The 23,439-nt window shown below is 73.0% G+C and carries 22 protein-coding genes and 1 tRNA gene; 15 read left to right on the plus strand and 8 right to left on the minus strand.

Annotation, left to right across the window (positions count from 1 at the left end; genetic code table 11):
- Window positions 1-261 precede the first annotated feature (261 nt).
- Window positions 262-1,056, minus strand: coding sequence for a single-stranded DNA-binding protein (locus ACFHW0_RS18405; RefSeq protein WP_416609214.1), 795 nt, complete (start codon window positions 1,054-1,056; stop codon window positions 262-264).
- 375 nt (window positions 1,057-1,431) lie between these two features.
- Here ACFHW0_RS18405 and ACFHW0_RS18410 point away from each other — a divergent pair, with 375 nt between their 5' ends.
- Window positions 1,432-1,848, plus strand: a complete 417-nt coding sequence (locus ACFHW0_RS18410) for an HPF/RaiA family ribosome-associated protein (RefSeq protein WP_366644205.1) — start codon at window positions 1,432-1,434, stop codon at window positions 1,846-1,848.
- A gap of 100 nt (window positions 1,849-1,948) precedes the next feature.
- A complete protein-coding gene (locus tag ACFHW0_RS18415) occupies window positions 1,949-2,986 on the plus strand; it encodes an alpha/beta hydrolase (RefSeq protein WP_416609216.1) in 1,038 nt (345 codons plus the stop codon).
- A 94-nt stretch (window positions 2,987-3,080) separates the two neighbouring features.
- Here the strand turns inward: ACFHW0_RS18415 and ACFHW0_RS18420 are convergent, their stop codons facing one another.
- A complete protein-coding gene (locus tag ACFHW0_RS18420; protein WP_416609218.1) occupies window positions 3,081-3,782 on the minus strand; it encodes a hypothetical protein in 702 nt (233 codons plus the stop codon).
- Window positions 3,783-3,947: 165 nt separating this feature from the next.
- Between ACFHW0_RS18420 and ACFHW0_RS18425 the strand changes: the two genes are divergently transcribed.
- Both ACFHW0_RS18425 and ACFHW0_RS18430 read left to right on the plus strand, forming a co-directional pair.
- Window positions 3,948-4,020, plus strand: a tRNA-Arg gene (locus ACFHW0_RS18425).
- 414 nt (window positions 4,021-4,434) lie between these two features.
- The gene (locus ACFHW0_RS18430; protein ID WP_416609220.1) at window positions 4,435-5,667 is read left to right on the plus strand and encodes an RCC1 domain-containing protein; all 1,233 of its coding nucleotides are present in this window, start codon (window positions 4,435-4,437) and stop codon (window positions 5,665-5,667) included.
- Between the two features lie 189 nt (window positions 5,668-5,856).
- Here ACFHW0_RS18430 and ACFHW0_RS18435 read toward each other — a convergent pair whose 3' ends face one another.
- A complete protein-coding gene (locus tag ACFHW0_RS18435) occupies window positions 5,857-6,453 on the minus strand; it encodes a hypothetical protein (protein WP_416609222.1) in 597 nt (198 codons plus the stop codon).
- 95 nt (window positions 6,454-6,548) lie between these two features.
- Between ACFHW0_RS18435 and ACFHW0_RS18440 the strand changes: the two genes are divergently transcribed.
- From ACFHW0_RS18440 to ACFHW0_RS18465, 6 genes are all read left to right on the plus strand, one after another.
- Window positions 6,549-7,106 (plus strand): DinB family protein, encoded by a 558-nt coding sequence (locus ACFHW0_RS18440; RefSeq protein WP_416609224.1) that lies wholly within the window; start codon window positions 6,549-6,551, stop codon window positions 7,104-7,106.
- An 85-nt stretch (window positions 7,107-7,191) separates the two neighbouring features.
- Window positions 7,192-8,085, plus strand: a complete 894-nt coding sequence (locus ACFHW0_RS18445) for a septum formation family protein (RefSeq protein WP_416609226.1) — start codon at window positions 7,192-7,194, stop codon at window positions 8,083-8,085.
- Window positions 8,086-8,269: 184 nt separating this feature from the next.
- Window positions 8,270-9,448, plus strand: coding sequence for a sensor histidine kinase (locus ACFHW0_RS18450; RefSeq protein WP_416609228.1), 1,179 nt, complete (start codon window positions 8,270-8,272; stop codon window positions 9,446-9,448).
- The gene (locus ACFHW0_RS18455) at window positions 9,438-10,613 is read left to right on the plus strand and encodes a hypothetical protein (protein ID WP_416609230.1); all 1,176 of its coding nucleotides are present in this window, start codon (window positions 9,438-9,440) and stop codon (window positions 10,611-10,613) included. The genes ACFHW0_RS18450 and ACFHW0_RS18455 overlap by 11 nt, the downstream gene beginning before the upstream one ends.
- Window positions 10,586-11,299: a response regulator gene (locus ACFHW0_RS18460; RefSeq protein WP_416609232.1), complete on the plus strand. Its 714-nt coding sequence runs from the start codon at window positions 10,586-10,588 to the stop codon at window positions 11,297-11,299. The genes ACFHW0_RS18455 and ACFHW0_RS18460 overlap by 28 nt, the downstream gene beginning before the upstream one ends.
- A 73-nt stretch (window positions 11,300-11,372) precedes the next feature.
- Window positions 11,373-12,098, plus strand: a complete 726-nt coding sequence (locus ACFHW0_RS18465) for a hypothetical protein (protein WP_416609234.1) — start codon at window positions 11,373-11,375, stop codon at window positions 12,096-12,098.
- Here the strand turns inward: ACFHW0_RS18465 and ACFHW0_RS18470 are convergent.
- From ACFHW0_RS18470 to ACFHW0_RS18490, 5 genes are all read right to left on the minus strand, one after another.
- Window positions 11,980-12,960, minus strand: a complete 981-nt coding sequence (locus ACFHW0_RS18470) for a GlxA family transcriptional regulator (RefSeq protein ID WP_416609235.1) — start codon at window positions 12,958-12,960, stop codon at window positions 11,980-11,982. The genes ACFHW0_RS18465 and ACFHW0_RS18470 overlap by 119 nt on opposite strands.
- 4 nt (window positions 12,961-12,964) lie before the next feature.
- A complete protein-coding gene (locus ACFHW0_RS18475; protein ID WP_416609237.1) occupies window positions 12,965-13,573 on the minus strand; it encodes an isochorismatase family protein in 609 nt (202 codons plus the stop codon).
- A gap of 131 nt (window positions 13,574-13,704) precedes the next feature.
- Window positions 13,705-14,463 (minus strand): lysophospholipid acyltransferase family protein, encoded by a 759-nt coding sequence (locus ACFHW0_RS18480; protein ID WP_416609239.1) that lies wholly within the window; start codon window positions 14,461-14,463, stop codon window positions 13,705-13,707.
- Between the two features lie 153 nt (window positions 14,464-14,616).
- Window positions 14,617-16,677, minus strand: coding sequence for a glycogen debranching N-terminal domain-containing protein (locus tag ACFHW0_RS18485; RefSeq protein ID WP_416609241.1), 2,061 nt, complete (start codon window positions 16,675-16,677; stop codon window positions 14,617-14,619).
- On the minus strand, window positions 16,677-17,054 hold the full coding sequence (locus ACFHW0_RS18490) for an SCP2 sterol-binding domain-containing protein (RefSeq protein ID WP_416609243.1): 378 nt from the start codon (window positions 17,052-17,054) through the stop codon (window positions 16,677-16,679). The genes ACFHW0_RS18485 and ACFHW0_RS18490 overlap by 1 nt, the downstream gene beginning before the upstream one ends.
- Window positions 17,055-17,484: 430 nt before the next feature.
- Here ACFHW0_RS18490 and ACFHW0_RS18495 point away from each other — a divergent pair, with 430 nt between their 5' ends.
- The 5 genes from ACFHW0_RS18495 to ACFHW0_RS18515 all read left to right on the plus strand — a co-directional run bounded on the left by ACFHW0_RS18495 (window position 17,485) and on the right by ACFHW0_RS18515 (window position 23,432).
- Window positions 17,485-18,741: an MFS transporter gene (locus ACFHW0_RS18495; RefSeq protein ID WP_416609245.1), complete on the plus strand. Its 1,257-nt coding sequence runs from the start codon at window positions 17,485-17,487 to the stop codon at window positions 18,739-18,741.
- A gap of 269 nt (window positions 18,742-19,010) precedes the next feature.
- Window positions 19,011-20,114, plus strand: a complete 1,104-nt coding sequence (locus ACFHW0_RS18500; protein WP_416609247.1) for an FAD-dependent oxidoreductase — start codon at window positions 19,011-19,013, stop codon at window positions 20,112-20,114.
- Between the two features lie 20 nt (window positions 20,115-20,134).
- Window positions 20,135-21,442 carry a SidA/IucD/PvdA family monooxygenase gene (locus tag ACFHW0_RS18505; RefSeq protein ID WP_416609249.1) on the plus strand — a complete coding sequence of 436 codons (1,308 nt, stop codon included), beginning with the start codon at window positions 20,135-20,137 and terminating at the stop codon, window positions 21,440-21,442.
- Between the two features lie 2 nt (window positions 21,443-21,444).
- Entirely contained in the window at window positions 21,445-21,810 is a 366-nt protein-coding gene (locus ACFHW0_RS18510; RefSeq protein WP_416609251.1) for a cupin domain-containing protein, read from the plus strand.
- The gene (locus ACFHW0_RS18515) at window positions 21,807-23,432 is read left to right on the plus strand and encodes a class I tRNA ligase family protein (protein ID WP_416609253.1); all 1,626 of its coding nucleotides are present in this window, start codon (window positions 21,807-21,809) and stop codon (window positions 23,430-23,432) included. The genes ACFHW0_RS18510 and ACFHW0_RS18515 overlap by 4 nt, the downstream gene beginning before the upstream one ends.
- Window positions 23,433-23,439: the final 7 nt, after the last annotated feature.

A 23,439-nucleotide genomic window follows, 5' to 3' on the forward strand; every position in this document is an offset into this window, starting at 1 on the left:
CCCCGGGCGGAACGACGGTGGACGCCCGGCTGCCGTGCAAACGATCACGCATGACGAGCCGCGATCGGGCAGCACCCCGCAACGGTCCGCCACGACACCGCCGATGCACCGCCCACCGGGCGGCCCCGACGGGCCGGCCGGCTCCGCCCACCGCCCACCCCGCATTGGAACGACTCATTGGAGCGCCCGGGGGGACACGCGGGGTGACGACGGCACCGCCGACGCCACCCCGCCCCCGTCGTGTCACCCGGGCGCGGGCGGTCACGCGGGCTGCGGCACCCGCCCCCGGCCCCGGCGGCCACGGCCGGCCGGGGAGACGCCCGCCTCGGCTTCCTCGGACGACGGGCCCGGCTCCCCCACGGCCACGTCGCTCCGACCGCCCCGGGCACCCGGGGCGTCCTCCGGTGCGTCGGTCACCGGCGTCGGGCCGTCGGCCTCCGGCTCCGGCCCGTCGGGCTCCCCACCGTGGGGCTCGTCCGTCGGGTCGTCGAAGGGGTCGAGGGAGCCGTCGCCGGTGGCGTCGGCCGGCAGGCCGTGACCGGCGAACGCGCCGAAGTCGGGCTCGAAGTCGTCGTCGAGCGGTCGGCGGTCCGGCAGGACGGGGGCGTCCTCGTCCGACACCGGCTCGGTCGTCTCGCCGCGCACCCGGTGCTCGGTCTCCGTGTCCTCGACGGTGCTGGTCGTCATCGTCGGGCGGTTGCGCTGGAACCGGCTGCGGCCCCGGGACAGGTCGTGGCCGACGGCGACCGCCTCCAGCTCGTAGAGCGAGCGGTGATTGCCGGCGTCGTCCGTCCAGTCGCGGGTGTAGAGCCGGCCGCAGACCACCACCGGGTCGCCGACCATCACCGAGGCGGCCACCCCCTCGGCGAGCTTGCGCCAGCAGTTGACCCGGACGCGCAGGCTGTTGCCGTCGACCCAGCGCCCGCTGTCGCGGTCGAGCCGGCGGGCGGTCGAGGCGACCTTGAAGTTGGCCACCAGGGTGTTGCTCTGGGTGGTGCGACGCCACTCCGGCGCGGTCAGCACGTTGCCCACGACCGTGACGTAGGTGTCGAACATCGTCCCTCCAGGGGGGAGATCGGGCTTGCCATCGCGAGTCGACTCGGTGCCGAGCCTGGGCCCTGGGCGCGGGTGCCGCCAGCACCGGGCACCGGCCTGTGGACAACCGGACCGCCTGTGGACAAGAACCTGATCAAGGTCCCGGTGTGCTAAGGCCGGGCGACCCTGGGGAGCCCGCACGATCGGCTCGACGATCGGGAGGCGGGGCCGCGCTTCGGGTGCCGCCACGGGCGGGGCGACACGTCACGTTCCGGACGGAGCCCGGCGGGGTATGGATTCGATCAACCGCACCGCCGACAGCACGACGAACGAGAGGTCAGCGATCATGAAGATGACCAGCACCGCAGCCGCCATCGTCTCCGGCGAGGTGCGGCGATGAGCGCCGTCGCCAACCCGGCCACCGTGGCGGAGTGCCTGCGGGTCGGCGCGGGGTTCTCCCAGGGCGACCGGAACTGGATCGCGGAGCAGTTCGCCACGCTCGACTCCCGGCTGGCCGGCTTCCACGCCGACGCCACCGAGCTGGAGGTGTCGGTCAAGGACCGGGAGGCCCGGGGCCAGAAGGTCACCCTGGAGTGCTGGATCGCCGGTCGCCAGAAGATCGTCACCACCTCCGCCGAGGAGGACCTGCACGCCGCGCTCAACGACGTCCGGGACGACCTGCGGCGGCGGCTCAACGACGCGAAGACCAAGCAGGAGCCGCGGCACAACAAGCACCTGCGCGACGTGCCCCCGCCGGCCGCCGAGGTCGAGCCCGACACGGACCCGGCCCGCGCCGAGGCCGAGACCGTCTGACGCGTACGCCCGAGGCCCCGTCCGCCGGGTGCGGGCGGGCGGGGCCTCGGGCAGCACCCAGGGCTACCGCCCGGTAGCTTCCCGGCGTACCGTCGCGGTCGTGGAACCGGACGTGCTGGGCCCGCCGTACGAGCGGCAGACCATCGACCTGGGCACCGACGACGAGGGACCGGTGGTCGCCACCCTGGTCCGTCGCCGGGCCGACCGCCCGACGGGGCGGGCCGTGCTCTACGTGCACGGCTTCACCGACTACTTCTTCCAGGGCCACCTCGGCGACTTCTTCGCCGAGCGGGGCTGGGACTTCTACGCCCTCGACCTGCGCAAGTACGGACGCAGCCTGCGGCCCCACCAGACGCCGAACTTCTGCCGCGACCTCAGCGACTACTTCCCCGAGCTGGACGCCGCCGCGAGGATCATCCGCGAGGACGACGGGCACGACACGCTGCTCGCGATGGGCCACTCGACCGGCGGGCTGGTCATGCCGCTCTGGGCGCACGCCCGCCGCGACGCCGGGGTCATCGACGGGCTCTTCCTCAACAGCCCCTTCTTCGACATCAACGCCCCATGGCTGGTGCGCCGGCCGCTCGCCGCCGCCGTCGGCCGGCTGGGCCGTCGGGCGCCGCGCCGGGTGCTGCCGTTCGGGCTGGGCACGGTCTACAGCGAGAGCATCCACGCCGAGCACCACGGCGAGTGGAACTACGACCTGACCTGGAAGCCGCTCGCCGGCTTCCCCGTCCGGGCCGGCTGGCTGAACGCCGTCCGCACCGCCCAGCGGCAGTTGCGCGCCGGCCTGGACATCCAGGTGCCGGTGCTGCTGGCCTGCTCGACCCGCTCGTTCAAGGGCACGAAGTGGCACGAGTCGGCCGCCCTCGCCGACGCCGTCCTGGACGTCGAGCACATGGTCCGCTGGGCGCCCCGCCTCGGCCGGCACGTCACCGTGGCGCGCTTCGACGGCGGCATGCACGACCTCACCCTCTCCGGCACCGCCGTACGGGAGAAGGTCTTCCAGGAGGTCGGACGCTGGGCCGACGCGTTCTTCGACGCCGGGCCGACGGTCCGCGCCGGGGAGCGCCCACCGGCGAGCCGGCAGCCGGCGGACGAGGCCGACCCGGCGGGCGCCCCCACGCAGGGCGGCTGAGCGCCGGCCGCCGACAGCCCCACGCCCCGCCGGCCGCCCACCACGCCTGCCGCCGCCGACCGCCCATCGCCGGCCGCGCCGCGCGCCGTCGGGCTTATCTCGCGTCGACGGCCTCGCGGATGCGGTCGAAGGTCGCCAGCGGGTGGCCGCCGTCGCCGGCCGGCAGCACCAGGCCCAGGCACCGCAGCCCCGGCTCGCCGTCGCCGCCGGCCTGCACGCCGAAGACCGGCGCCCCAACGTAGCCGCTCGGCAGCTCCGCCGTGAGCCGGACGGCGTCGCCGACCCGCGCCACCCGCTCGATGGCCACCTCCAGCGGACGGGCGCCCCCCGCGCCGACGCCGTGGGCGAGCACGACGGCGGAACCCGGCTCCGCGCCGATCCGGGCGATCGCGTCCCGATCGGCCGCGATCGCATCCGGCACCTGTTGGGTACGCCACCGCCAGCCCTCCCCGGCGGCGTGCTCGTGCAGGGCGGCGGTGGGCATCACGGCGACGCCGAGATCCTCGTGGTGCCGCCACCGGTCGGCCAGGTCGGGCAGCGCCACGGCATCGGCGGCCACCCCGGCCGGCTCGGTCACGCTCGCCCGCAGCCCGATTTCCCCCGCCCCGGCTCGCGTGAGCGCGTCGGCGGTCAGCAGGTACTCGCGCCCCTGCCCGGTGAAGAGGAACGCGGTGCCCTCGCCCCGCTCACCGTCCCCCGTCCCGGCGTCGGTCCGGCGGATGGGCAGGATCGCGCGGCCGAGGAGCTGGCACAGCTCGTACGCGACGTCGTTCTCGACTTCCGGGTCAAGCAGCACCAGCCGAGGGTACGACCCGCCGCGTCCCGGGCCGCGCGGGTGCCGGAACCCGGGTGACCGGCACCGGAGGCGCGTGCGACCCTGGTCCGCGACGTGGCACGCGACGACCCGTTCCACCGGTCACCCGGTGGACGGCGGTACCCTTCTCGCGCGACACGCACGCGCGCGCCCGTAGCTCAGCGGATAGAGCAGGGGACTTCTAATCCCAAGGCCGCAGGTTCGAATCCTGCCGGGCGCACTCTCACACAGCAGCTTGACCTGCTACTTGTTGCCCTTGCTGCGATCTTTCTCAGAGCGTGCCCCAGGTGGCGAGTTTGAGGTGGCGCTTGTGCCGGGCGAGGGCGGCGGCACGGGTCACGAATGCCGGCAAGGTCGGCGGGGCGTTTCGTGGCGATCCGTCAGCCGGCGGTAGCCGGTGAACCAGGCCAAGGGCCGCTCGATCACCCACCGGTGCCGGCACCCACTCCACGTCCCCGGCCAGCCCCGCCGGGGCGTCGGCCGTCCCAGGGAGCGGCCAATAGGGAGAGACATGAGTCGAACTGACGGATATCAATGTAGTGTTTCATCGATGTGAAGTGATGGTCGCTGACGGCCTGTCGGGGCAACGCCGCCTCCACCGTACGAGACCGACGATGTCTGGGGAGAACAGATCGTGAACGAACATCGGAAGGGGTGGCTACGGGCGCGATGGCGGCGGGCAGCCCGAACCGCCGTCGTGGCAGCGGCCTCCGTCGGGATCACCGTGCTGGCCATCGGTTTCACGGCGGGTGCGGCCACGGCGGGCGTCGGCTCGGCCGACCGGGGCACACCGGACGCCTCGCTCGCCGTCGGGCCGGTCTCCCGGGTTGCCGCAGGCGATCTGCACACCTGCGTGATCCGCACCGACGGAGCACTCTGGTGCTGGGGCAACAACTTCTACGGCCAGCTCGGCGACGGGACCAGCACGGACCGGACCGCTCCGGTCCGGATCGGCGACGCCACCAGCTGGGCGCGGATCGACGCCAGCATGAGCACCACCTGCGGGGTACGCACGGACGGGACGCTGTGGTGCTGGGGCAGCAACCACAACGGGCAGCTCGGCGACGGGACGACCACGAAACGGAGCAGCCCGGTACGGATCGGCGACGGCACCACCTGGGCCAGCGTCAGCACCGCCGCCAACCACACCTGTGCCGTCCAGACCACCGGCGCCCTGTGGTGCTGGGGCTCGAACCGCCACGGGCAGCTCGGCACCGGAGTGACCCCCTACCTGGCGACCGCACCGGTGCAGGTCGGCACGGCGACCACCTGGGCGAGCGTCACGACCGGGTACGCGCACACCTGCGCCACCCGCACCGACCGGACCCTGTGGTGCTGGGGCAGCAGTTCGGACGGACAGCTCGGTCTCGGCATCCGGGACTACCGGGCGACACCGACGCAGGTGGGCACCGCGACCACGTGGACCGGCGTGACGGCCGGGTACGTACACACCTGCGCGGTCCGCGCCGACGGGACGCTGTGGTGCTGGGGCGAGAACGGTTACGGCCAGGTGGGCGGGGGCGTCGGCTTCCAGACGACCCCGCTCCAGGTCGGCACCGCCACCACCTGGACGAGGGTCGAGACGGGCATCGACTCGTCGTGCGCGACGCGCACCGACGGCAGCCTGTGGTGCTGGGGCAACAACGCCTCCGGACAGCTCGGCGACGGCACCACCACCCACCGGTCGACCCCGACCCGGGTCGGTAGCGCCACCACCTGGACGGACAGCGTCGCCGCGTCGTACCACGCCTGCGCGATGCGCACCGACGGCAGCGTGTGGTGCTGGGGCGACAACTCGTTCGGGCAGCTCGGCGACGGCACCACCACCCACCGGTCGACCCCGGCACAGGTGGCCCTGCCGGCCTGACCGCCACCGTGGACGAGCGGGGCCGTCGGTCCGCGCCGCTGCCGTGTCGGCGACGGTACGGACCGACGGCACCGCTCCATCAGCTGGTGTCGGGGAGAGCGGAAGTACCTGCCAGGAGGTGGTCCGAGCGGCAGACCCAGGACCGATGCCGCAGCGTGCACCTGCCCACGGTGGTGTGGTGGCCCGCCGTCAGCGGAGTCGGACGTCGAGGGCCGGGAAGTCGTACCAGGTCAGTTCGAAGGACGACCCGGTCTCCGGGGCCACCGGGAACAGGCCCCAGCTCTCCACCCGCTCGCCCGGCGCGATGCTGAAGGACTCGTCGGGCCGCGTCTCGGTGCACCAGGTGGACTCGGGACGCACGCTCCGGCCGTCCGACAGGACGATCCGCGAGGAGGTCCGGTCGACCTCGGCGGTCGGGCAGCTCACCGGCCACGCGACGGGCGAGCCGTTGCGGTACGTGAGGTTCAGCCGCAGCTTGCCGCCGGTGACCTCCGCGCTGACCAGCGTGACGGTCAGGCCCGACTGGCGGTAGACCGACTGGTCGAGCGGGTACGTCCGGGCTGCGGGCTGCGACGGCGACGGGCCCGAGCCGCTGGCCGGAGAGCCCGTGGACAGGCCGCCGGTGGCGGCTGCGGCAGTGGTGGCGGCGACCGGTCCGGACGTGGTGGGGTCGGCCGGCCCGGACGCGGTACGGTCGGCCAGGTACCAGCCGCCGAGGGTGCCGGCGACGGCGAGGCACGCCGTCGCCGCGACGACGGCGAGCAGGCCCACGTACCTCTTCTGCACGATCGGCTCCCGGATCGGTGCGGCGGCGATGGCGTGAAGGTAGCACCAGGGTCCAAAGTCGGCGGTACGTCGGAGGCACGGCGTAGCGTCGGGGCATGGACGTCGACTGGAACGGTGAGCTGCTCGAACAGCTCGACTGGCACTGGCGGCTACAGGCCCGTCCGCGCCTCGACGGATTGACCGACGCCGAATACCACTGGGAGCCCGTCCCGGGCGCCTGGGGCGTCCGGCCGCGCGGGCGCAGCACCGCCCCGATGGCGGTCGGGCAGGGCGACCACCTGATCGACTTCGCGATGCCGCAGCCCGAGCCCGCGCCCGTCACCACGATCGCCTGGCGGTTCGGGCATCTCGTCGTGGGGGTGTTCGGCGCCCGCGTCGCCGCCCACTTCGGCGGTCCCCCGGTCGACTACGGCTCCTTCGCGTACGCCGGCACCGCCGACGCGGCGCTGGCGCAGCTCGACGAGGCGTACGACGGCTGGGTCGCCGGGGTGCGCGGCCTGGGCCTCGACGGCCTGGCCCGGCCGTGCGGCCCGGCGGAGGGGCCCTACGCGGACCGGTCTCTGGCGACCCTCGTGCTGCACATCAACCGGGAGGCCATCCACCACCTCGCCGAGGTGGCGCTGCTGCGCGACCTGCACCTGCGGCTCGGCTGACCCCGGCGGCACGCCCCGCGGGCATCCGGTCCGACCCCGGGTGCCATATGCTGCGCCGGTTGTCACGGGGCACGGGGAGGACCGCATGCGACGCTGGCTGGGCGTCACGGCTTCGGCCGCGCTGGTCGCGGCGGCGGTGAGCGGGTGCGGCACGCCGGCCGGCACGGACGGGGACCTGACCGACGACTGGCGGCCCGTGGCCGAGGCCCGCCAGTTCGCGCCGCAGGCCGGCGAGTGTCACGTGGTCGCCGAGCCGACCGCCTACCTCACAAGTCACCAGCCGGTCGACTGCGCGAAGGCGCACCTGGTCGAGACGTTCCACATCGGCACGTTCACCGGCGACCTGGCCGCCCGCCCGATCCCGCCCCGCGTCGGGTCGGCGGCGATGCGGTCCGCGTTCGCCGAGTGCGACGCCAAGGCCAAGGAGTTCGTCGGCGGCGAATGGCGCGACGCCCGGTTGTCGGTGCAGGTGGCGCCGACGTCGCCGGCAGGCTGGACGGGCGGCAGCCGGTGGTACCGGTGCGACCTGTTCGAGCTCGACGCGGTGAGCGGGGCCAACGGCGACAACGACCGGCCGGTCAACCGGGCGGGCAGCCTCCGTGGCGTGCTGAAGGCGGCCACCCCGCTGCGGTACGGCTGCGCCGAGGAGGACGAGTGGTCGAACCTGCTCGCGGTGCCGTGCACGAAGGTCCACCGCTTCGAGTACGTGGGCGTCTGGACCGCGCCCGACGTGTCCTACGACGACGCGACGAAGGACGAGGACGCCGTCCACGCGAAGTGCCGGCCGGTCATCGCCCGCTACGCGAAGGTGCCGGTCGACGGCATGCTCCGTTATCGCACGGGCAGTACGTACCGGTTCCCGTCCGAGGAGGCGTGGGCGCGCGGCGACCGGGGGGTGCGCTGCTGGTACTGGTCCAGCGGCAAGAAGCTGACCCGCTCGATCGCGGGCGGCGGCACGAAGGTCCTGCCGATCAACTGACCGGGCGTCGGCAGGGTCGGTGCGGGCAGGTCGGCGGTCCGCATCCGCGTCGGGAAGGGCTGACCGACCGGCGACACGGCACGCACCGAGGGTGATCACGGGCCGTTGCTCGTGCTATTCTCCGGCGTCGATCCCCCCTTTTGGCCCGGATCGGGTCGTTGTCGCAGAAGGACCCTCTTTCCCGATGCCGGCCGTTGCCGCCCCGACCACGTCGCCGACCACGCTGGACACTCCGGCCGGCGGCGCGTTCACTCTGATCTTCACCCGCCTGCCGGCGCTGCTGCGCCTGGCCTGCGGCCTGGTCGGCGCGGTGGTCGCCCTGTCGGTGCGTACCCCGCCCGTCGAGCCGGCGCTGCTGGTCCCGGCCGTCGCGGCCCTGACCGCCTGGTCGGTCTGGTACGCGTTCCGCGCGCTGCGCCACGGCATCGGCCGCCCGATGGTGCTCGGCGACGTGGCGCTGACCGCTGCCGCCTGCCTCGCGATGCCGGCGCTGGTCGCCCCGGAGGTGCTGCCCGGCGAGGTGAGCTGGATCGCGGTGCTGGCCAGCACCACGGTCCTCAACGCGCAGGCCAACGCCCCCATCGGTTGGTCGGTTCCGGCGGGACTGTTGGTGACGGCGGCCTACGCGACCGGCGCGCACGCCGCCGGCCAGCCCGACGAGGCCGCCGCGCACGCGGTGACGCTGCTGGTGCAGACGGCCTGCGGCGCCCTGATCACCGCCATCATGCGGCGGCGGATCGGTCGGGCTGACGACGCCTTCGTGGCGCACCAGCGGCTCACCCGGGAGGCGCTGGTCGCCCGGACCGCGCGGGACGCGGAGCGGCGGCAGAACCGGGATCTGCACGACACGGTGCTGGCCACCCTGACGATGGTCGGGCTGGGCGCGGTCGCCGGCCCGTCCGCCGCGCTGCGCGAACGGTGCGCCGCCGAGCTGCGTACCCTCACCGCGCTGGCCGACGCGCGGTCCGCGCCCGAGGCGGGGCCGGTGCCGCTGGACGGGCGGCTGCGGGCGGTGCGCGCCCGGCTGCCCGAACTGCCGGTCACCACCGAGCTGGCGCCGTGCGTCGTGCCGGCCCCGGTCGCGGAGGCGCTCGCGGAGAGCACGTACGCGGCGCTGTCCAACGTGCTCCGGCACGCGCCGGGCGCGTCCGTCGCGCTGCGGCTGAGCCGGGTCGCCGACACCGTCGTGGTCGAGCTCGCCGACGACGGTCCGGGTTTCGACCCGGCGGCCGTTCCCGCGCACCGGTACGGGCTACGCGAGTCGGTACGCGGCCGGATGTCCTCCGTCGGGGGGCGCGCCGAGATCCACTCGCGCCCCGGCGCCGGTACCCGGATCCGGCTGGAGTGGTCCGATGTCGACTGACACGACGACGGCTCCGGCCACGGCGGTGCCGGCGGCGCGTACGCCGGACGGAGGCGGCTCCCCGGTGGATCCGGCGGCGGCGGTGGCCGCCGCCTCCGACGGCGGCGCCCGGGTCGTGGCGGTGGTCATCGCGCTGGCCTGGCACACGGCGATCGCGCTGCCCGCGGTGCTGGGCGCGTGGGCGGAGCTGGCCGCGCCGACGGTGGTCCTCGCCGGCTGGCTGCTCGCGGCGGCGGTCGGGGTGCTGGCCGGCCTCCGGCTGCTGCGCGGCGCGCGCCTGCCGGCCTGGCCGCTGGCCGCGCTGCTGCTGGTGGTCGACGCGGTGGTGTTCGCGGCGGCCGGTGAGCGGCAGCTCTTCACCGCCGCGAACTGGGTGTGGGGCACCCTCGGCTGGTTCTTCGTCATGGTCCTGTGGGGGCGGCGGACCTACGGGCTGATCGCGACGCTGGGCGCACACGCGCTGATCGCGCTGGCCGGGGTGCTCGGCCACGGCGCGACCGCCCCCGCCGACCTGGCCCGGTACGCCATGTCCGTCTACGCCACGTCGACCCTTCAGGTGGCGGTCTTCGTGGGCGGCACGGCGATCGCGCGGCTGGCCCGGCAGCGGGCCGGCGCGGCGGCGGCCGCCCACGCGGCGGAGGCCGAACGGGACGCCGCCGAACGGGCCCGGAGGGAACGGCGTGCCCGCCTGACGCTGGTCAGCGGCGCCGCCGAGGAGGTGCTCGCGGAGCTGGCCGAGGGGCGGGCGGACCCGGCCGACCCGGACGTGCAGCGGCGGGCGGTGCTGGCCGCCGCCCGGCTGCGCCGGCTCATCGCCGAGTCCGACGACGTGCCCGACCCGCTGTTGCACGAGCTGCGGGCCGCCGCCGACCTGGCGGACCGCAACGGGCTGCCGATCGACCTGGTGACGATCGGCGACCCGCCGCCCCTGCCGGTGCAGGTGCGCCGCCGGCTGGCCGACCCGCTCACCGCGCTCCTGGCCGACGCCCGGGGCTGGGCCCGGCTGACCGTGGTCGCCGGGCCCGACGAGGTGGTGGTCAGCCTGGTCACGCCTGACCGGCCCGGTCCCGACACCGCCGGACCGCCGGGCGACGACGGGCGGGTGGAGTACCTCTACGAGCGGGACGGGGAGATCAGATGGGCGCAGACGCGGTGGCGGGGGTGACCGGCGGTGGGCCGGTCGGCGTGGCGATCGTGGACGACCACCCGGTCGTCATCGAGGGGGTCCGCGTCTGGCTGGCCGCCGAGCCGCGGCTGACGGTGCTGGCGACCGGCGACGACCCGGACGCCGTGCTGCGGGCCGCCCCCGACGCCGACGTGGTCCTGCTCGACCTGCGGCTGCACGGACGGATGGCCCTCGACAAGCTCGCCGAGCTGAGCGCGGCCGGTCGGCGGGTGGTGGTCTACTCGGAGCACACCGACCCGCAGACGATCCTCGCCGCCCTGGACGCCGGGGCGGTCGCGTTCCTGGCCAAGCACGAGGGGCGGGAACACTGCGTGGCCACCGTGCTGGCCGCCGCCAGCGACCGCCCGTACGTGCCGCCGGCGCTCGCCGGGGCGATCGTGGGTGACCCCCGCCCGGACCGGCCCGCCCTGTCCGACAAGGAACGTGAGGCGCTGCTGCTGTGGTTCCAGTCGATGTCGAAGGCCTCGGTGGCCCGTCGGATGCGGATCAGCGAGCACACCGTCAAGCAGTACGTCGACCGGGCGCGGATCAAGTACACCCGAGCGGGGCGACCGGCCGCCACCAAGGCGGCGCTGCTCGCCCGGGCGATCGAGGACGGCCTAGTCCGGCCGGAGGAGATCGGCATCTATCGGTCACAGGCTTCCTACGACCGGCCGACCCCCTAACGGGCGTCATGACAGCCGGCCGGGGGTCGGCGACGCTCGTAGTGAGATGCCGTCGGCACCGGAGGTCATGACGATGCACGATGACGCGTCCCCCTTCTTCATCGCCCCGCACCGCTTCGACGCGGACGACGACGTGGCCCCGGCGCTGGACCGGCGGCACGAGTTGGTCGTCGAGGCCGGTGAGCGGGTGCTCGCCCGGCACCGGCTGCACGCGTCGGGGCACCTGCTCGGCCCGACGGAGGCATGGCGGCGGTGGACGCTGCCCGAGCCGGTGGCGGTGACCGTCACCGACCGGCGGATCGCGTACGTGGGCGGCGGGCCGCAGCTCGCCCTGGTCGACGGGGCCGGTGACGGCGCGCGGCACCGCCGGGGCGTCCGGCTGCCGGGTCTGGTCAGCGGTCAGATCCGCTGGCAGTGGCCGTCCCGCCTGGAACTGCTGGCGGCGGGGCCCGCGGAGCACGCCCGCCTGCTGGTGGTCTGCGACGCGCTGCGCACCATCCAGCAGCCGGCCCTCGGCCTCACCGGCCCCGCCGGGGAGGTCATCGAGCTGACCCGCCGGGTGCGCCGGGCGGTGGCCGGGTTCCGGCTGGCCCACCCCGAGCTGGTGGACCTGTCGCCGCCCGAGCGGGACGTGCTGGCGGTGCGGGCCGGGGCCGGGCCGGGCGCCGGCGAGGCCCGGATCACCCTGCCCGGGTCGCTGCCGGTCGAGTTCCACTCCCGGGACGACTACTACCGGCCGGGACGCTCCGACCGTGGGTGGCACGGGCCCGCAGCCGGCGCAGCATCCGGGCATCGGTGAAGCCGACCGTACGGGCGGCCCCCTCCACGGTGGCGCCGTGCCCGATGAGGTGCTCGGCGCGTTCCACCCGCAGCAGCTGCTGGTAGCCGAGCGGGGTCAGCCCGGTGGCCTGCCGGAACAGTCGGGTCAGCGTCCGCTCGGCCACCCCGCCGACGGAGGCGAGGTCGGCCAGCGGCAGCGGCTCGGCGAACCGGCGGTCGATCAGGTCCTGCACCCGGTGCACGGCGTCGGAGAGGTGGGACCGGTGCCGCAGCATGGCGCCGGCCTGCGGCTCGTGACCGTTGCGCCGGGAGTGCAGGACGAGGGTGCGGGCGATCCGGGCCGCCACCGCCGGCCCGTGCCGGGTGGCCACCAGGTGCAGCGCCACGTCGATGCCGCTGGCGATGCCGGCGGAGGTGACCACCCGCTCGTCGACCACGTAGAGCACGTCGCGGACCACCCGCGCAGCCGGGAACCGGCTGGCCAGTTCGTCCTGCACGTCGTGGTGGGTGGTGCAGCGGCGGCCGTCGAGCAGGCCGGCCCGGCCGAGGGCGTACGCGCCGGCGCAGACGCTGGCGACGGTGCCGCCGCCGGCGTGGTGGTCGGCCAGCCGCCGCAGGTCGTCCGGCCCGACCGGCCCCTGCGGTCCGTGCGCGCGCAGCCGCCATCCGGGCACGACCACCAGGTCGTCGCGGGTCAGCTCGGGCCACCGGAGCCCGGCCACCAGCGGTACGCCCTGCACGGTCGGCACGACCTCCCGGTCGGCGACGTAGTGCAGCCGGTAGTCGTAGCCGAGGTCGGCGGCGGTGGAGAACACCTGGGCCGGGCCGGCGAGGTCCAGCAGGTGCAGCTGCGGGACGAGCAGGAAGACGACCCGGGGCATCGGCTCAGGCCCGCGCGCCGGCCTGAACCGCGCCGGTCACCTCGGCCACGGTGCGGATAGTGGCGAACCGGCCGGCGAGGGCGTACTCGGTGCGGGCGGTCATCTCCTCGTTCGACAGGGTACGCGGGTCGGCCAGGAGCTCCTCCTGCGTGGCCGTGGCCGGCAGGTCCCGGTGCGGGGTCGGGAAGGTCACCGTCGCGTCCGTCACGAAGGTCACCTCGTAGCCGAGGTCGCAGCCGACCCGGGCGGTGGTCTCGACGCACTGTTCGGTGCGGATGCCGCAGACGGTGATCTCGCCGACGCCCGCCGTCGTCAGCAGCTGCTGGAGGTTGGTGGTGGTGAAGGCGTTGTGCGACGTCTTCACCAGCGTGGGCTCCCCCGGGGCGGGCGACAGCCCCTCGATCAGGCGGACGTGCCCGTTGGCCGGGTCGAAGACCCCGCCGGTGCCCGGCTCGGCGTGCAGGACCCAGACGACCAGGTCGCCGCGCCCCCGGGCGGCGGCGACGAGCCGGTCCACCTGGCCGACGATGCCGGGGATGGAGGCGTACGCCCAGCTGGGGCGGCGGCGGAAGGACTCCTGGACGTCGATGACGACGAGTGCTGCTCTGCTCATGGGTTGAATCCTCGCCGGGTACGCGCCGGCGCGGCAGGCACCATCCCGCCCCGCTGCGGAACGATCCGGCCATCCCGGTGCCCGCCGGCCGGGAACCTCCGTCGGGCGTCGGGTCGATCGGGGAACGCCGGTCAGGCGTCGGGGTCGACCGCGGCGGCCCGGCGGCGGACCTCCAGGTCGGCGGCCTCCTCCAGCGTGGGCGCGGTGCCGCCCAGGTGCTTCGGGAGCCACCAGGTGTCGTCGGGGCCGGCGGGGGCGTCAGGGTACTCCCGCTGGGCCCGGTCGACCAGCGCGGTCAGCCGCTCCTTCAGGTCGACGGTCATCGCGTTGGCGTCCGGATAGGCCGCCGGGTCCATCGGCTCGCCGACCAGGATCGTGATCGGGGTGTGCCGGCGGGTCAGGGTGCGCGGTCGGCCCTTGGTCCAGAGCCGCTGGGTGCCCCAGATTGCGACCGGCAGCACCGGCACACCGGCCTCGGCCGCCATCCGGGTCGTCCCGCTCTTGAGTGACTTGACCGTGAAGGACCGGCTGATCGTCGCCTCCGGGAAGACGCCGACCACCTCACCGCGCTTCAGCGCGCTGACCGCCGTCGCGTACGACCCGGCGCCCGCCCGCCGGTCCACCGGGATGTGCCGCATGCCCCGCATCAGCGGGCCGGACACCTTGTGCGTGAAGACGGACTTCTTGGCCATGAACCGCACCAGCCGCTTCGCGGGGTTCGCGCCCAGCCCGCAGAAGATGAAGTCGAGGTAGCTGACGTGGTTGCTGGCCAACACCGCCCCGCCCGTACGCGGCACGTGGTGGGCGCCCTCAATGGTGATCTTCAGGTCCAGGACCCGGAACATCGTCTTGGCGGCGGCGATCACGGGCGGGTACACGAGTTCCGGCATGGCGCGAACTTACCCTGCCCGCCTGAACCCCATGCCGACCCGCCGGGCCACCGTGTCCGGCCGTGCTCCCACCCGCCCGTGCGGGCCGGCCCCGGTCGCGGGAGGCCGGCGGCCCCGGTCCGCCCGGTCGCCACCGGCCCCCTCGCAGTACAGCTAGTCCGTGAGCCGGTGCATGTCGAGGCGGCCCCGCGCGAACGCGTCGACGCGGCCCCACCTGCCCGGGATGTCCAGCACCTCGATCCGCCCCATCCCGATCGGCAGCCGGGGCTCCACCGCGAGGTGCCCCTCGTGCGGCTCCAGGCCGAGCATCGTCCGCAGCAGCAGCAGCGGCGTGCCGGTCGACCAGGCCTGCGGGCTGCACGCGGTCGGGTACTCCACCGGGAACTTGGTCAGCTCGCGGGGGTAGCCCCCGAACGCCTCCGGCAGCCGGCCCTCGAAGTAGGTGGCCGCGTCGAGGATACCGCTGGCGATGACCGCCGCCTCCTCGGCGAAGCCGTACCGGCGCAGGCCCCAGGCGATGAAGGAGTTGTCGAACGGCCAGATCGTGCCGTTGTGGTAGCCGATCGGGTTGTAGCGGACCTCCCCCTCGGCCAGCGTCCGCACCCCCCAGCCGGTGAAGAGCCGGGGCCCGACCAGGTGCTCGGCGATCTTCTCGGCCCGGTCGTGATCGACGATGCCGCTCCAGAGCAGGTGTCCGATGTTGGAGCTCAGCACGTCGCACTGGCGGCCGTCCGGGTCCAGGGCCAGGGCGTAGTACTGGCCGTCCTCCACCCAGAAGTCCCGGTTGAACCGCTCCTTCAGCGCCGCCGCCTCCCGCTCCAGCCGGTCGGCGAAGTCCGGGTCGCCCCAGAACTCGCGCGCCAGGCGGGCGGCCCGCAGCTTCGCGTCGTACGCGTACCCCTGCACCTCGCAGGTGGCCCGGGGGAACGGCGGCAGCTTGCCGTCCCGGTAGGAGATGGAGTCCCAGGAGTCCTTCCAGCACTGGTTCTCCAGGCCGGTGTCGGTGTTGCGCCGCTCGTACCAGATGTAGCCGCTGCCGACCAGGTCGGCGTAGTCGTCGATCCACTTCAGCGCGGCCCGGCACTCCCGCTCCAGCTCCATGACCAGCTCGACGTCCCCGCTCCACTTCTCGTACTCGTCGAGCAGCACCAGGAACAGCGGGGTCGCGTCCACCGACCCGTAGTAGGGCGAGTGCGGCTGTTCCTCGAAGGCGGCGGTCTCGCCGTACCGCATCTCGTGCAGGATCCGGCCCGGGTCCTCGTCGCGGAAGTCGTCGAACCGGGTGCCCTGTAGCGAGGCCAGGATCCGCAGCGTGGTCTTCGACAGGTCCGGCGTGAACGGCAGCGTCTGCAGGCAGGTCAGGATGCTGTCCCGCCCGAACATGGTCATGAACCAGGGCAGGCCGGCGGCCGGCAACGACGCCCCGCCGAGGGAGAGCGGCGAGAAGCGCAGCGCGGCCAGGTCGATCAGGCTGCGCCGGTACGTCGAGGCGACCCGGTCGTGCTGGCTGTTGACCTTGGGAGCCCTGGCGATCCACTCCTCGAGGTCGTGCTGGAGGGCGAGCCGCTCGGTGGTGTGCGCCCGCAGTCCCATCCGCAGGTCCCGCCCGCCCGGGGAGAGCGCCGTCGTCTTGACGTCGATCTCGGCCTGCCACTGCTCGTTGGGCTGGAGGTGGATCGAGTAGGCGAAGCCCTTGGGGTCGTAGCGCGGGGCCGGGGACCCGGAGATCAACGTCTCCCGGATGAAGTTGCCACGCCGGTAGCCCAGGCGCAGCCGGTCGGGCTCGACCTCCGTGTAGATCTCGCCCTTCTTGTTGAGGATCTCGTCCTTGACCTGGAACAGGTCGGCGAAGTCGGACGCCGCCTCCATCCTGATCTCCAGGTCGACCGGCTTCTCGTCGTGGTTGAGGATGGTGAGCGTCTCCCGGAAGCTGCCCCCCACCGCCCGCTCCCGGATGATCGACAGTTTCGCGTCGATGTAGTGCGTCGCCATCCCCGGCACCAGGAAGAACCGGGCCTCGTAGTACTGGAGGTCGTCGTACGAGAGCGGGTTGAGCCGGTCCCCGTTGACCGTCAGCACCCAGGTCGACAGGTAGCGGGTGTCCAGGGAGAAGAACCCGGTCGGCTCGCTCGGTGTCGCCTCGATGTCGCCGGTGTCCTCCGAGACCACGAAGGTGCTGCCGTCCAGGATCCGGATCGTGTTGCTCTGCGCCATCACCGCACCTCCTCATGGCCCTCGAAATGCCTCCGTGGCCCACGGGCGTCCGGATGGCCGGGGAAGAGCCGCTCCATCTGCACCACCAGTCGGAGGTCCCCGCTCACCGTCATGTCCCCCCGCAGCAGCGCCGCCACCCCGTGCTCGCGGCCGGCGGCGAGGTCCTCGAAGAGCTCGGGGCTGGTCCCGACCACCGTGTCGGCCTCCTGGTCCTCCCGGCTCACCTGGAGCCGGCCGTGGTCGATCCGCAGCAGCCAGTGCGTGGTGTGCGCCCCCTCGTGCAGGTCCAGGCGCAGGGTCCCGGAGGACTTCGCCAGCAGGGGGTCGTACCCCCGCCGGTCGAGGTCCTCGAAGAACCTCGTCGTCGCGTCCACCATCGGGTCCTCTCCTCCCCCCGTCGGTCAATGTCCCGAGCAGGGGGTCCCCGTCCGGTGCCGGGCCAACCTCGCCCGGATGGGGTGAGTCGACTCCGGTCCGGCGCGTCGGTCCTGCTGCGGATGCACGCCGGAATCCCCGCGGGAACGCAGGGAGCCCCGATTGGCCCCGGCTGGCGTGGCATTGCCGGCCAGCACCAGCCGGGTCCGGGGCGGGCCGACCCCCGACACAGCCCACCCGATGCGGCGCGACACGAGCACGAGCTGCGGGCTGTCACCACGATGCCCGCGACCGCTCGGGCGACTTCTCCACCAGCGGGTTCTCGGTGCCATCCGGCCCGTGCGCCAAGCCCTGCGCCTGGGGATTGACGGTCATGCCAGGATGCTTCGTGATCGCGTTCCCGTCGGCACTCTCCGAAGCAGAGGCTCCCGAATGACCAGGACCGCCAGGATGGGCATGGCTTTCGTAGCCTTCGCCGCGGCTGTCAGCTTCCTGATATCCCTTGCCGGCTCCTCCCTGAAGAGCACAGTCCAGGTCTTCTTCCTGAACATCGCGGACGGTTTCGACGTCGACCGGGGCAGCCTGGCGATCGCGACCACCCTGTTCGCGGTGGTTTCCGCGGTGACATCGTCGGTGATCGGGCACCTCGCCGACCGTATCGGCGCGATCCCGGTGCTGGCGATCGGCACCGCCCTGAACGGCATCGTGCTGATGCTCAGCGCCACGGCCTCCGAATTGTGGGTGTTCGTCCTCACCTACGGCGTGGTCGGCGCCGTCGCGGTCACGATGCTCTCCTTCGTGCCGCTGGGCGTGCTGGCCGGCCAACTGTTCCAGGGACGCAACAGTGGGTTGTTCTACGCGCTGCTGACCAACGGCGCGGCGGTGGGCTTCATGGTGCTGGTGCCCCTGTGGGCACACCTGGACAACAGCATGTCCTGGAACCAGGTGCTGTTCGCCATCGGCGTGATCTTCCTCGTCCTCCTGCTGCCGCTGTCACTGGCGCTGGTACGCCTGTCCGGCACCCGGCAGCCGGCCGAGGCGACGTCGAAGGTGTCGCTGTGGAGCGCCACGACCACGACGTTCCGCCATCCGCAGACGCGCGCTCTGGTGCTGGCCTTCATCGGCTGTGGGACCACGATGGCCTTCATCGACGTCCACTTCTTTCCCCATCTCCACGACCACGGCATCTCCGATTCGGTCGGCGCCTCGGCGGTGGCGGTGCTGGGCGCGTTGGAGGTCGTCGGCTCGCTGGTCGCCGGCCGGCTGTGCGACCTCGGCTGGACGCGGGTCACGCTGGTCGGCGCCTACGTGTTGCGCGGTGTCGCCATGGTCCAGCTGCTGTTCGTCGACTCCCCGGCGTCGGTCATCGCCTTCGGCGCGATCTTCGGCGTGACCTACCTGGCCACCGTGGTCGCCACGACGGTCTGGGTGACGCGCGTCCTGCCGCCCGGGGTACAGGGCACCGCGCTCGGAGTGCTCTGGGCGGTCCACATGCTGTCGGTGGCGGCGACCAGCCAGTTCGGGGCGATGCTCGCCGACCTGCAGCACAGCTACACCGCGACCATTGTCGCGTCGTCGATACTCACGGCCCTCTCCGTTCTCGTGGTGGCCATCCAGCCGAGCCCGGACAAGCGCATGTTCGGTGACAACTCCACAGCGGAGGGCGAGCGATCTCCCGCCGAGGTCTGACAGACCTTGGGCGGCACTTGACTGTCCATACGTCAGCCGGATCGGCCTGTTCGATGGAGGTGGCCGCGATCAGGGCAATCGCGGCCACCCCACAACCCATCCACCCCCGCTGCTCGAGATCTTGTCGCAGCATCGCCTGAGCCCTATCGTCTGCAATCACCAACTGCTACGACGAACTTCCTTCCCCGATGGGGTGATCATGCGTGGGCTCAACCAGCGGCCCGCACGGCGTACGCGGTTCAGCCCGCGTGCCCACCGGCCCTGATCCGGTGGGAAATCCGGTCGCCGTCGTTGGCGCCGGCCTTGCCGGCTCTCTGCTCGCGCTGCGGCTCGCCGAGCAGCTCGGGGGGCGACATGTCGAGCTGTACATCGGCACAGCCACGCCCGGCCGGGATGCCACCGCCGTTTCCGGCGGCTTGGTCCGCGGCTTCGAGACGGACCTCGACCAGTGCCGCCTGGCGGCGGACAGCCTCGCCGAGCTTCGCCGTGACCCCGCGTTGGCCGACGCGGCCGGTTACCAGCAGTCGTCAGCTTACTACTTCCTGCGCCCGGGGATCAACCCGGACCGCCAGCTCGCCGTGTTGGACGACACGCTCGGCGGCTCCGCCCGGCTGGCGCCAGCCGGGCAGGTGGCACGGGCCCTCGGCCTCGCCCCCCGACCGGAGGGCACATTCGCGGTCGTCGAGCGGCATGCGGGGCACATCAACACGGACGCGCTGCGTCGCCATGCCGTCACCCGGGCTGCCCGATCGGGCGTTCGGCTCCATCACGAGGCGGTCACGTCGATCGGAGCCGGGCCGACCGTGACGGTGGGCGACATCGCTCGGCAGCACGACGTGGTGGTGGTCGCGGCCGGGGCGTGGACCGGCGCACTGGTGCCCGTCCCGCTGCGCACCCGACGAATTCAATACGGCGTGTACGCGCTGGCGCGCCCCCACCTCGGTTGTTTCGTCGACGACGTGTCCACCCTGTACGGCCGGTCCCACGCGGCAGGGTCCGTCCTGCTCGGTGTCGCCACCTCGGCATGGGGGGCGGTTCCGGGGGACGACCGCCCCGATCCGGTGTACGTCGACCGGGTCTCGGAGGTCGCCCGCGCCGTCCTCGGCCTCGACGGACGGCTGCCGTCGCCGCAGTGGTCCGCCGCTGGCGTGGACTGCTTCGCCGACGAGGGCGGGCTGCGGCTGCGCGCGGTCGACGACATCCCGGGGGTGTTCAGCTTCACCGGTGGCGCAGGCAGCGCCGCGAAAAGTGTTCTGGCATCGAGCCGGCTGGCCGCCGCGACAGTGTGCGCGGCGGCCGGCGGACAAGCACTCCAAGTGCCCACGCCCCCGGTGCCGGTCGGCCGGGAGCTGGGCGATCAGGCGTCGAGATGAGGGGCAGTATGGAAAGACGCATGTCAGTGGTCGCGGTAGGAGCCGGCCCTGCCAACCTCGCCTTTGCCGTGGCCATGGAGGAGATGGCTCCCGACGTGGCCGGCGGAACCCTGCTGGTGGAGCAGCACAGCGACATCGCCTGGCAGCGCGGGATGCTGCTGCCGTGGACCCAGAGCCAGGTCGGCTTCCTCAAGGATCTCGTGACGCTACGCAACCCGCGCAGCCAGTATTCCTTCGTCAACTACCTGCACTCGACGGGCCGGCTGGACGACTTCATCAACCTGGGCTCGGCGTTGCCGTTCCGGCTCGAGGTCTCCGCGTACCTGCAGTGGGTGGCCAAGTCGCTGGAGCGGGTGCAGGTGGAGTACGGGCGATCGGTCACCGAGATCACTCCGGTGTCGTCGCGGGATGACGGGGTCTCGGATCGCTGGCGGGTCCAGTTCGACACCGGCGAGGTGGTGCGCTGCGAGAACCTCGTGATCGGGGTCGGCCGGGCTCCCGAGATTCCCGCCGCGTTCAGGAGTCTGCCCGGCGACCGGGTGGTCCACAGCACCGAGTTCACCAGCCGGATAGCCCAGCTTACCCCGGAGGCGGTACGCCGGGTCGTGATCGTCGGCGGGGCGCAGAGCGCCGCCGAGATGCTGTGGACGATGTACCAGCGCTTTCCGGCCGCCGAGTGCCGGATGCTGATGAGGTCGGCCGGGCTCCGCGGCTACGAGAGCAGCGCCTTCACCAACGAGCTGTACTACCCGTCGTTCGTCGACCGGTTCCACGCCAGCTCCGCCGAGAACCGGGCACAGTTGTTGCAGGAGATGCACCGGACGAACTACGCCGGGCTGGCCCCCGGCATGCTCGACATGTTGTACCGCCAGATGTACCAGGACCGGCTGACCGGTAGCGGGCGGATCGTCATGCACACGCTCACCGACGTGTTCGACGCCCGGATGGAAGGCGACGAGGTCGTGCTGACCGTGCACGACCGGCTGCGGGCGACGACCGAAGAGCTGCGCACCGATCTGGTGCTCCTGGGCACCGGCTTCCAGCAGGACAAGCCGGCGCTGATCAGGCAGACCGCCGTCGCCGCGGGTGTGCAGGAGATCAAGGTCGACCGCAACTACCGCATGGTGACGCCGGCCTCGGTGACCGCCGGCTGCTATCTGCAGGGCGTCAACCAGGAGACCCATGGCATCGCGGACTCGCTGATCAGCGTGCTGGCGGTCCGGGCCGGCGAGCTGGTGACCGACCTGCTCGCCCGCCGTCCCGGCGGACAGGCGCCGGCCGCCACGGGAACGGCCGATGGCACGTACATCGAGGGAAGGGACGACTGAACATGAAGATCCGCAAGCTCGACCGCGAGGGCCTCAAGCCCGACAACGGGCTGCAGGCTCAGCGGCTGATGCCCTGGGCGGCGTTGAACGCCCCGTTCGAGGGCTCCTGGTGTGTGGTGCCGCCCGGGGCCGAGTCCGGGGCGCACGGTCACCACGAGTACGAGATCTGGATCGCGATGACGGGCCAGGCGGAACTCGTCACCGACGCCGGCACCACGCCGTTCGTCGCGGGGGACATCGTGCACTTCCCGCCGCACGAGCGGCACCAGGTGGTCAACCGCGGCGAGGAGCCGTTCCAGATGTACGCCGTCTGGTGGGACCAGGAGCTCGCGGACCGGTTCGTCGAGCACCACCGGGCCGCCTCGTGAGCCTGGACGCATCTCCGGTGATCGTGGTCCCGGCCACCCCCACCTCCAACGGGGGCCTGCACGTCGGGCACCTGGCGGGGCCGTACCTGGCTGCCGACGTCTACGCCCGGTACCAGCACGCGCGGGGCCGGTCCGTCATCCACACCACCTGCACCGACGACAGCCAGTCCTACGTCGCGACCCGCGCGGCGAATCTGGGGGTGGCCCCGGCGGACCTGGTGCGTCACTCCACCGCCCAGATCGCACAGGCGTTCAGCGTCCTGGGTGCCACCCTGGTCGGGCTGCCGCCGGTCGACGAGACCTACCGGCGCACCGTGCTCGACTTCGTCACCGCCCAGCACGAGGCGGGCGTCTTCGAGCTGCGTACCGTCCGGTTTCCGTTCGCCCGAAAGGCCGGGGTCTGCCTCTACGACGCGCTGATCTCCGGCAGCTGTCCGACCTGCCTCGCGCAGAGCTCGGGCGGCGCCTGCGAGGCGTGTGGACACCCGAACAACTTCGACGAACTGCTCGACCCGTACTACCCGCTCGACCCCACGGACGACATCGAGTACCGCGAGGTGGAGATCCTCGTGCTGCCGCTGGAGCGGCTGCGCGACCAACTCGCCGACCACTACGCCCGACACACGCCGCGGTGGCGGCCAAACGCCCGTGACCTGATCACGGAACTGATGGCCGGCCCGCTGCCGGACGTGCCGGTCACCGTGCCCGGCGACTGGGGGCTACCGGCGCCGTTCCCGGAGACCCCCGGGCAACGGTTGTACCCGTGGATCGAGGCGATGCCGGCGATCATCTACAGCACGTGGTGGTCGGCCGGGAAGCTCGGCCGGCCGGCCGAGCGCACCGACCAGTTCTGGCTCGCCGACAACCATCCCACGGTCGTCTACTTCCACGGGTACGACAACGTCTTCCACTGGGGAATGCTCGACCTGGCCATGCTGCTGTCGCACCCGCAGCGGTACGCCACCCCGACGGTGACCGTGACGAACGAGTTCTACGAGCTGGATCGCTCGAAATTCTCCACCAGCCGCGGCCACCTGATCTCCGCCACCGACCTGCTCGACCGCGTGCCCCGCGACCTGGCGCGGTTCTACCTGACCCTTACCGCCCCGGAGTTCCAGCGCACCAACTTCACCGAGGCCGATCTCCAGATCGTGGTGGACACCCGGCTGGTGCAGCCCTGGAACCGGCTGGCCGCGGCGCTGGCGGAGCTGAGCGTCCCGGACGGGACAGTGCTGCCCGTGAGCGGGGCTGGGCGCGATCGAACCCAGGCGATGGCCGGTCGGCTGCGCCGGCACTACGACGACGAACGGTTCAGCCCGAGTGCGATCGCCGACACGATCGCCACCCAGCTGGACCGACTGGCGCGTCACCGGATCGACCCGGACACCGTGGCCGACGTGCTGGCCCAGGCGCAGATCCTGCTCGCGTACGCCGCGCCCATCCTGATCGACGTCACCGACACGCTGGCCGGTGCGGGGGTACGGCTGCGGGTCGACGACGGGGCGGTGGACAAGGTAACGATGTTCCGGTTGCCGATGCTGCCGGCCACGTTCGGCCAGTCAGGCCCCGTCGCCGTCAGCGCCGCCGAGGCCGCGGGTCCCGCCGCCGCACGAGCATCGTAGGAGAACC

It is taken from the genome of Micromonospora sp. LOL_025 (assembly GCF_048060285.1).
In the GTDB taxonomy this organism is placed as follows: domain Bacteria; phylum Actinomycetota; class Actinomycetes; order Mycobacteriales; family Micromonosporaceae; genus Micromonospora.

Bases quoted from the DNA above. Each gene is read 5' to 3' on its own strand.
- ACFHW0_RS18495 (WP_416609245.1), top strand. From the start codon at position 17,485: ATGACCAGGACCGCCAGGATGGGCATGGCTTTCGTAGCCTTCGCCGCG.
- ACFHW0_RS18480 (WP_416609239.1), bottom strand. From the start codon at position 14,463: ATGCCGGAACTCGTGTACCCGCCCGTGATCGCCGCCGCCAAGACGATG.
- ACFHW0_RS18410 (WP_366644205.1), top strand. From the start codon at position 1,432: ATGAGCGCCGTCGCCAACCCGGCCACCGTGGCGGAGTGCCTGCGGGTC.
- ACFHW0_RS18470 (WP_416609235.1), bottom strand. From the start codon at position 12,960: ATGCCCCGGGTCGTCTTCCTGCTCGTCCCGCAGCTGCACCTGCTGGAC.
- ACFHW0_RS18445 (WP_416609226.1), top strand. From the start codon at position 7,192: ATGCGACGCTGGCTGGGCGTCACGGCTTCGGCCGCGCTGGTCGCGGCG.
- ACFHW0_RS18440 (WP_416609224.1), top strand. From the start codon at position 6,549: ATGGACGTCGACTGGAACGGTGAGCTGCTCGAACAGCTCGACTGGCAC.
- ACFHW0_RS18475 (WP_416609237.1), bottom strand. From the start codon at position 13,573: ATGAGCAGAGCAGCACTCGTCGTCATCGACGTCCAGGAGTCCTTCCGC.
- ACFHW0_RS18405 (WP_416609214.1), bottom strand. From the start codon at position 1,056: ATGTTCGACACCTACGTCACGGTCGTGGGCAACGTGCTGACCGCGCCG.
- ACFHW0_RS18460 (WP_416609232.1), top strand. From the start codon at position 10,586: ATGGGCGCAGACGCGGTGGCGGGGGTGACCGGCGGTGGGCCGGTCGGC.
- ACFHW0_RS18455 (WP_416609230.1), top strand. From the start codon at position 9,438: ATGTCGACTGACACGACGACGGCTCCGGCCACGGCGGTGCCGGCGGCG.
- ACFHW0_RS18510 (WP_416609251.1), top strand. From the start codon at position 21,445: ATGAAGATCCGCAAGCTCGACCGCGAGGGCCTCAAGCCCGACAACGGG.
- ACFHW0_RS18505 (WP_416609249.1), top strand. From the start codon at position 20,135: ATGTCAGTGGTCGCGGTAGGAGCCGGCCCTGCCAACCTCGCCTTTGCC.
- ACFHW0_RS18450 (WP_416609228.1), top strand. From the start codon at position 8,270: ATGCCGGCCGTTGCCGCCCCGACCACGTCGCCGACCACGCTGGACACT.
- ACFHW0_RS18465 (WP_416609234.1), top strand. From the start codon at position 11,373: ATGCACGATGACGCGTCCCCCTTCTTCATCGCCCCGCACCGCTTCGAC.
- ACFHW0_RS18490 (WP_416609243.1), bottom strand. From the start codon at position 17,054: ATGGTGGACGCGACGACGAGGTTCTTCGAGGACCTCGACCGGCGGGGG.
- ACFHW0_RS18485 (WP_416609241.1), bottom strand. From the start codon at position 16,677: ATGGCGCAGAGCAACACGATCCGGATCCTGGACGGCAGCACCTTCGTG.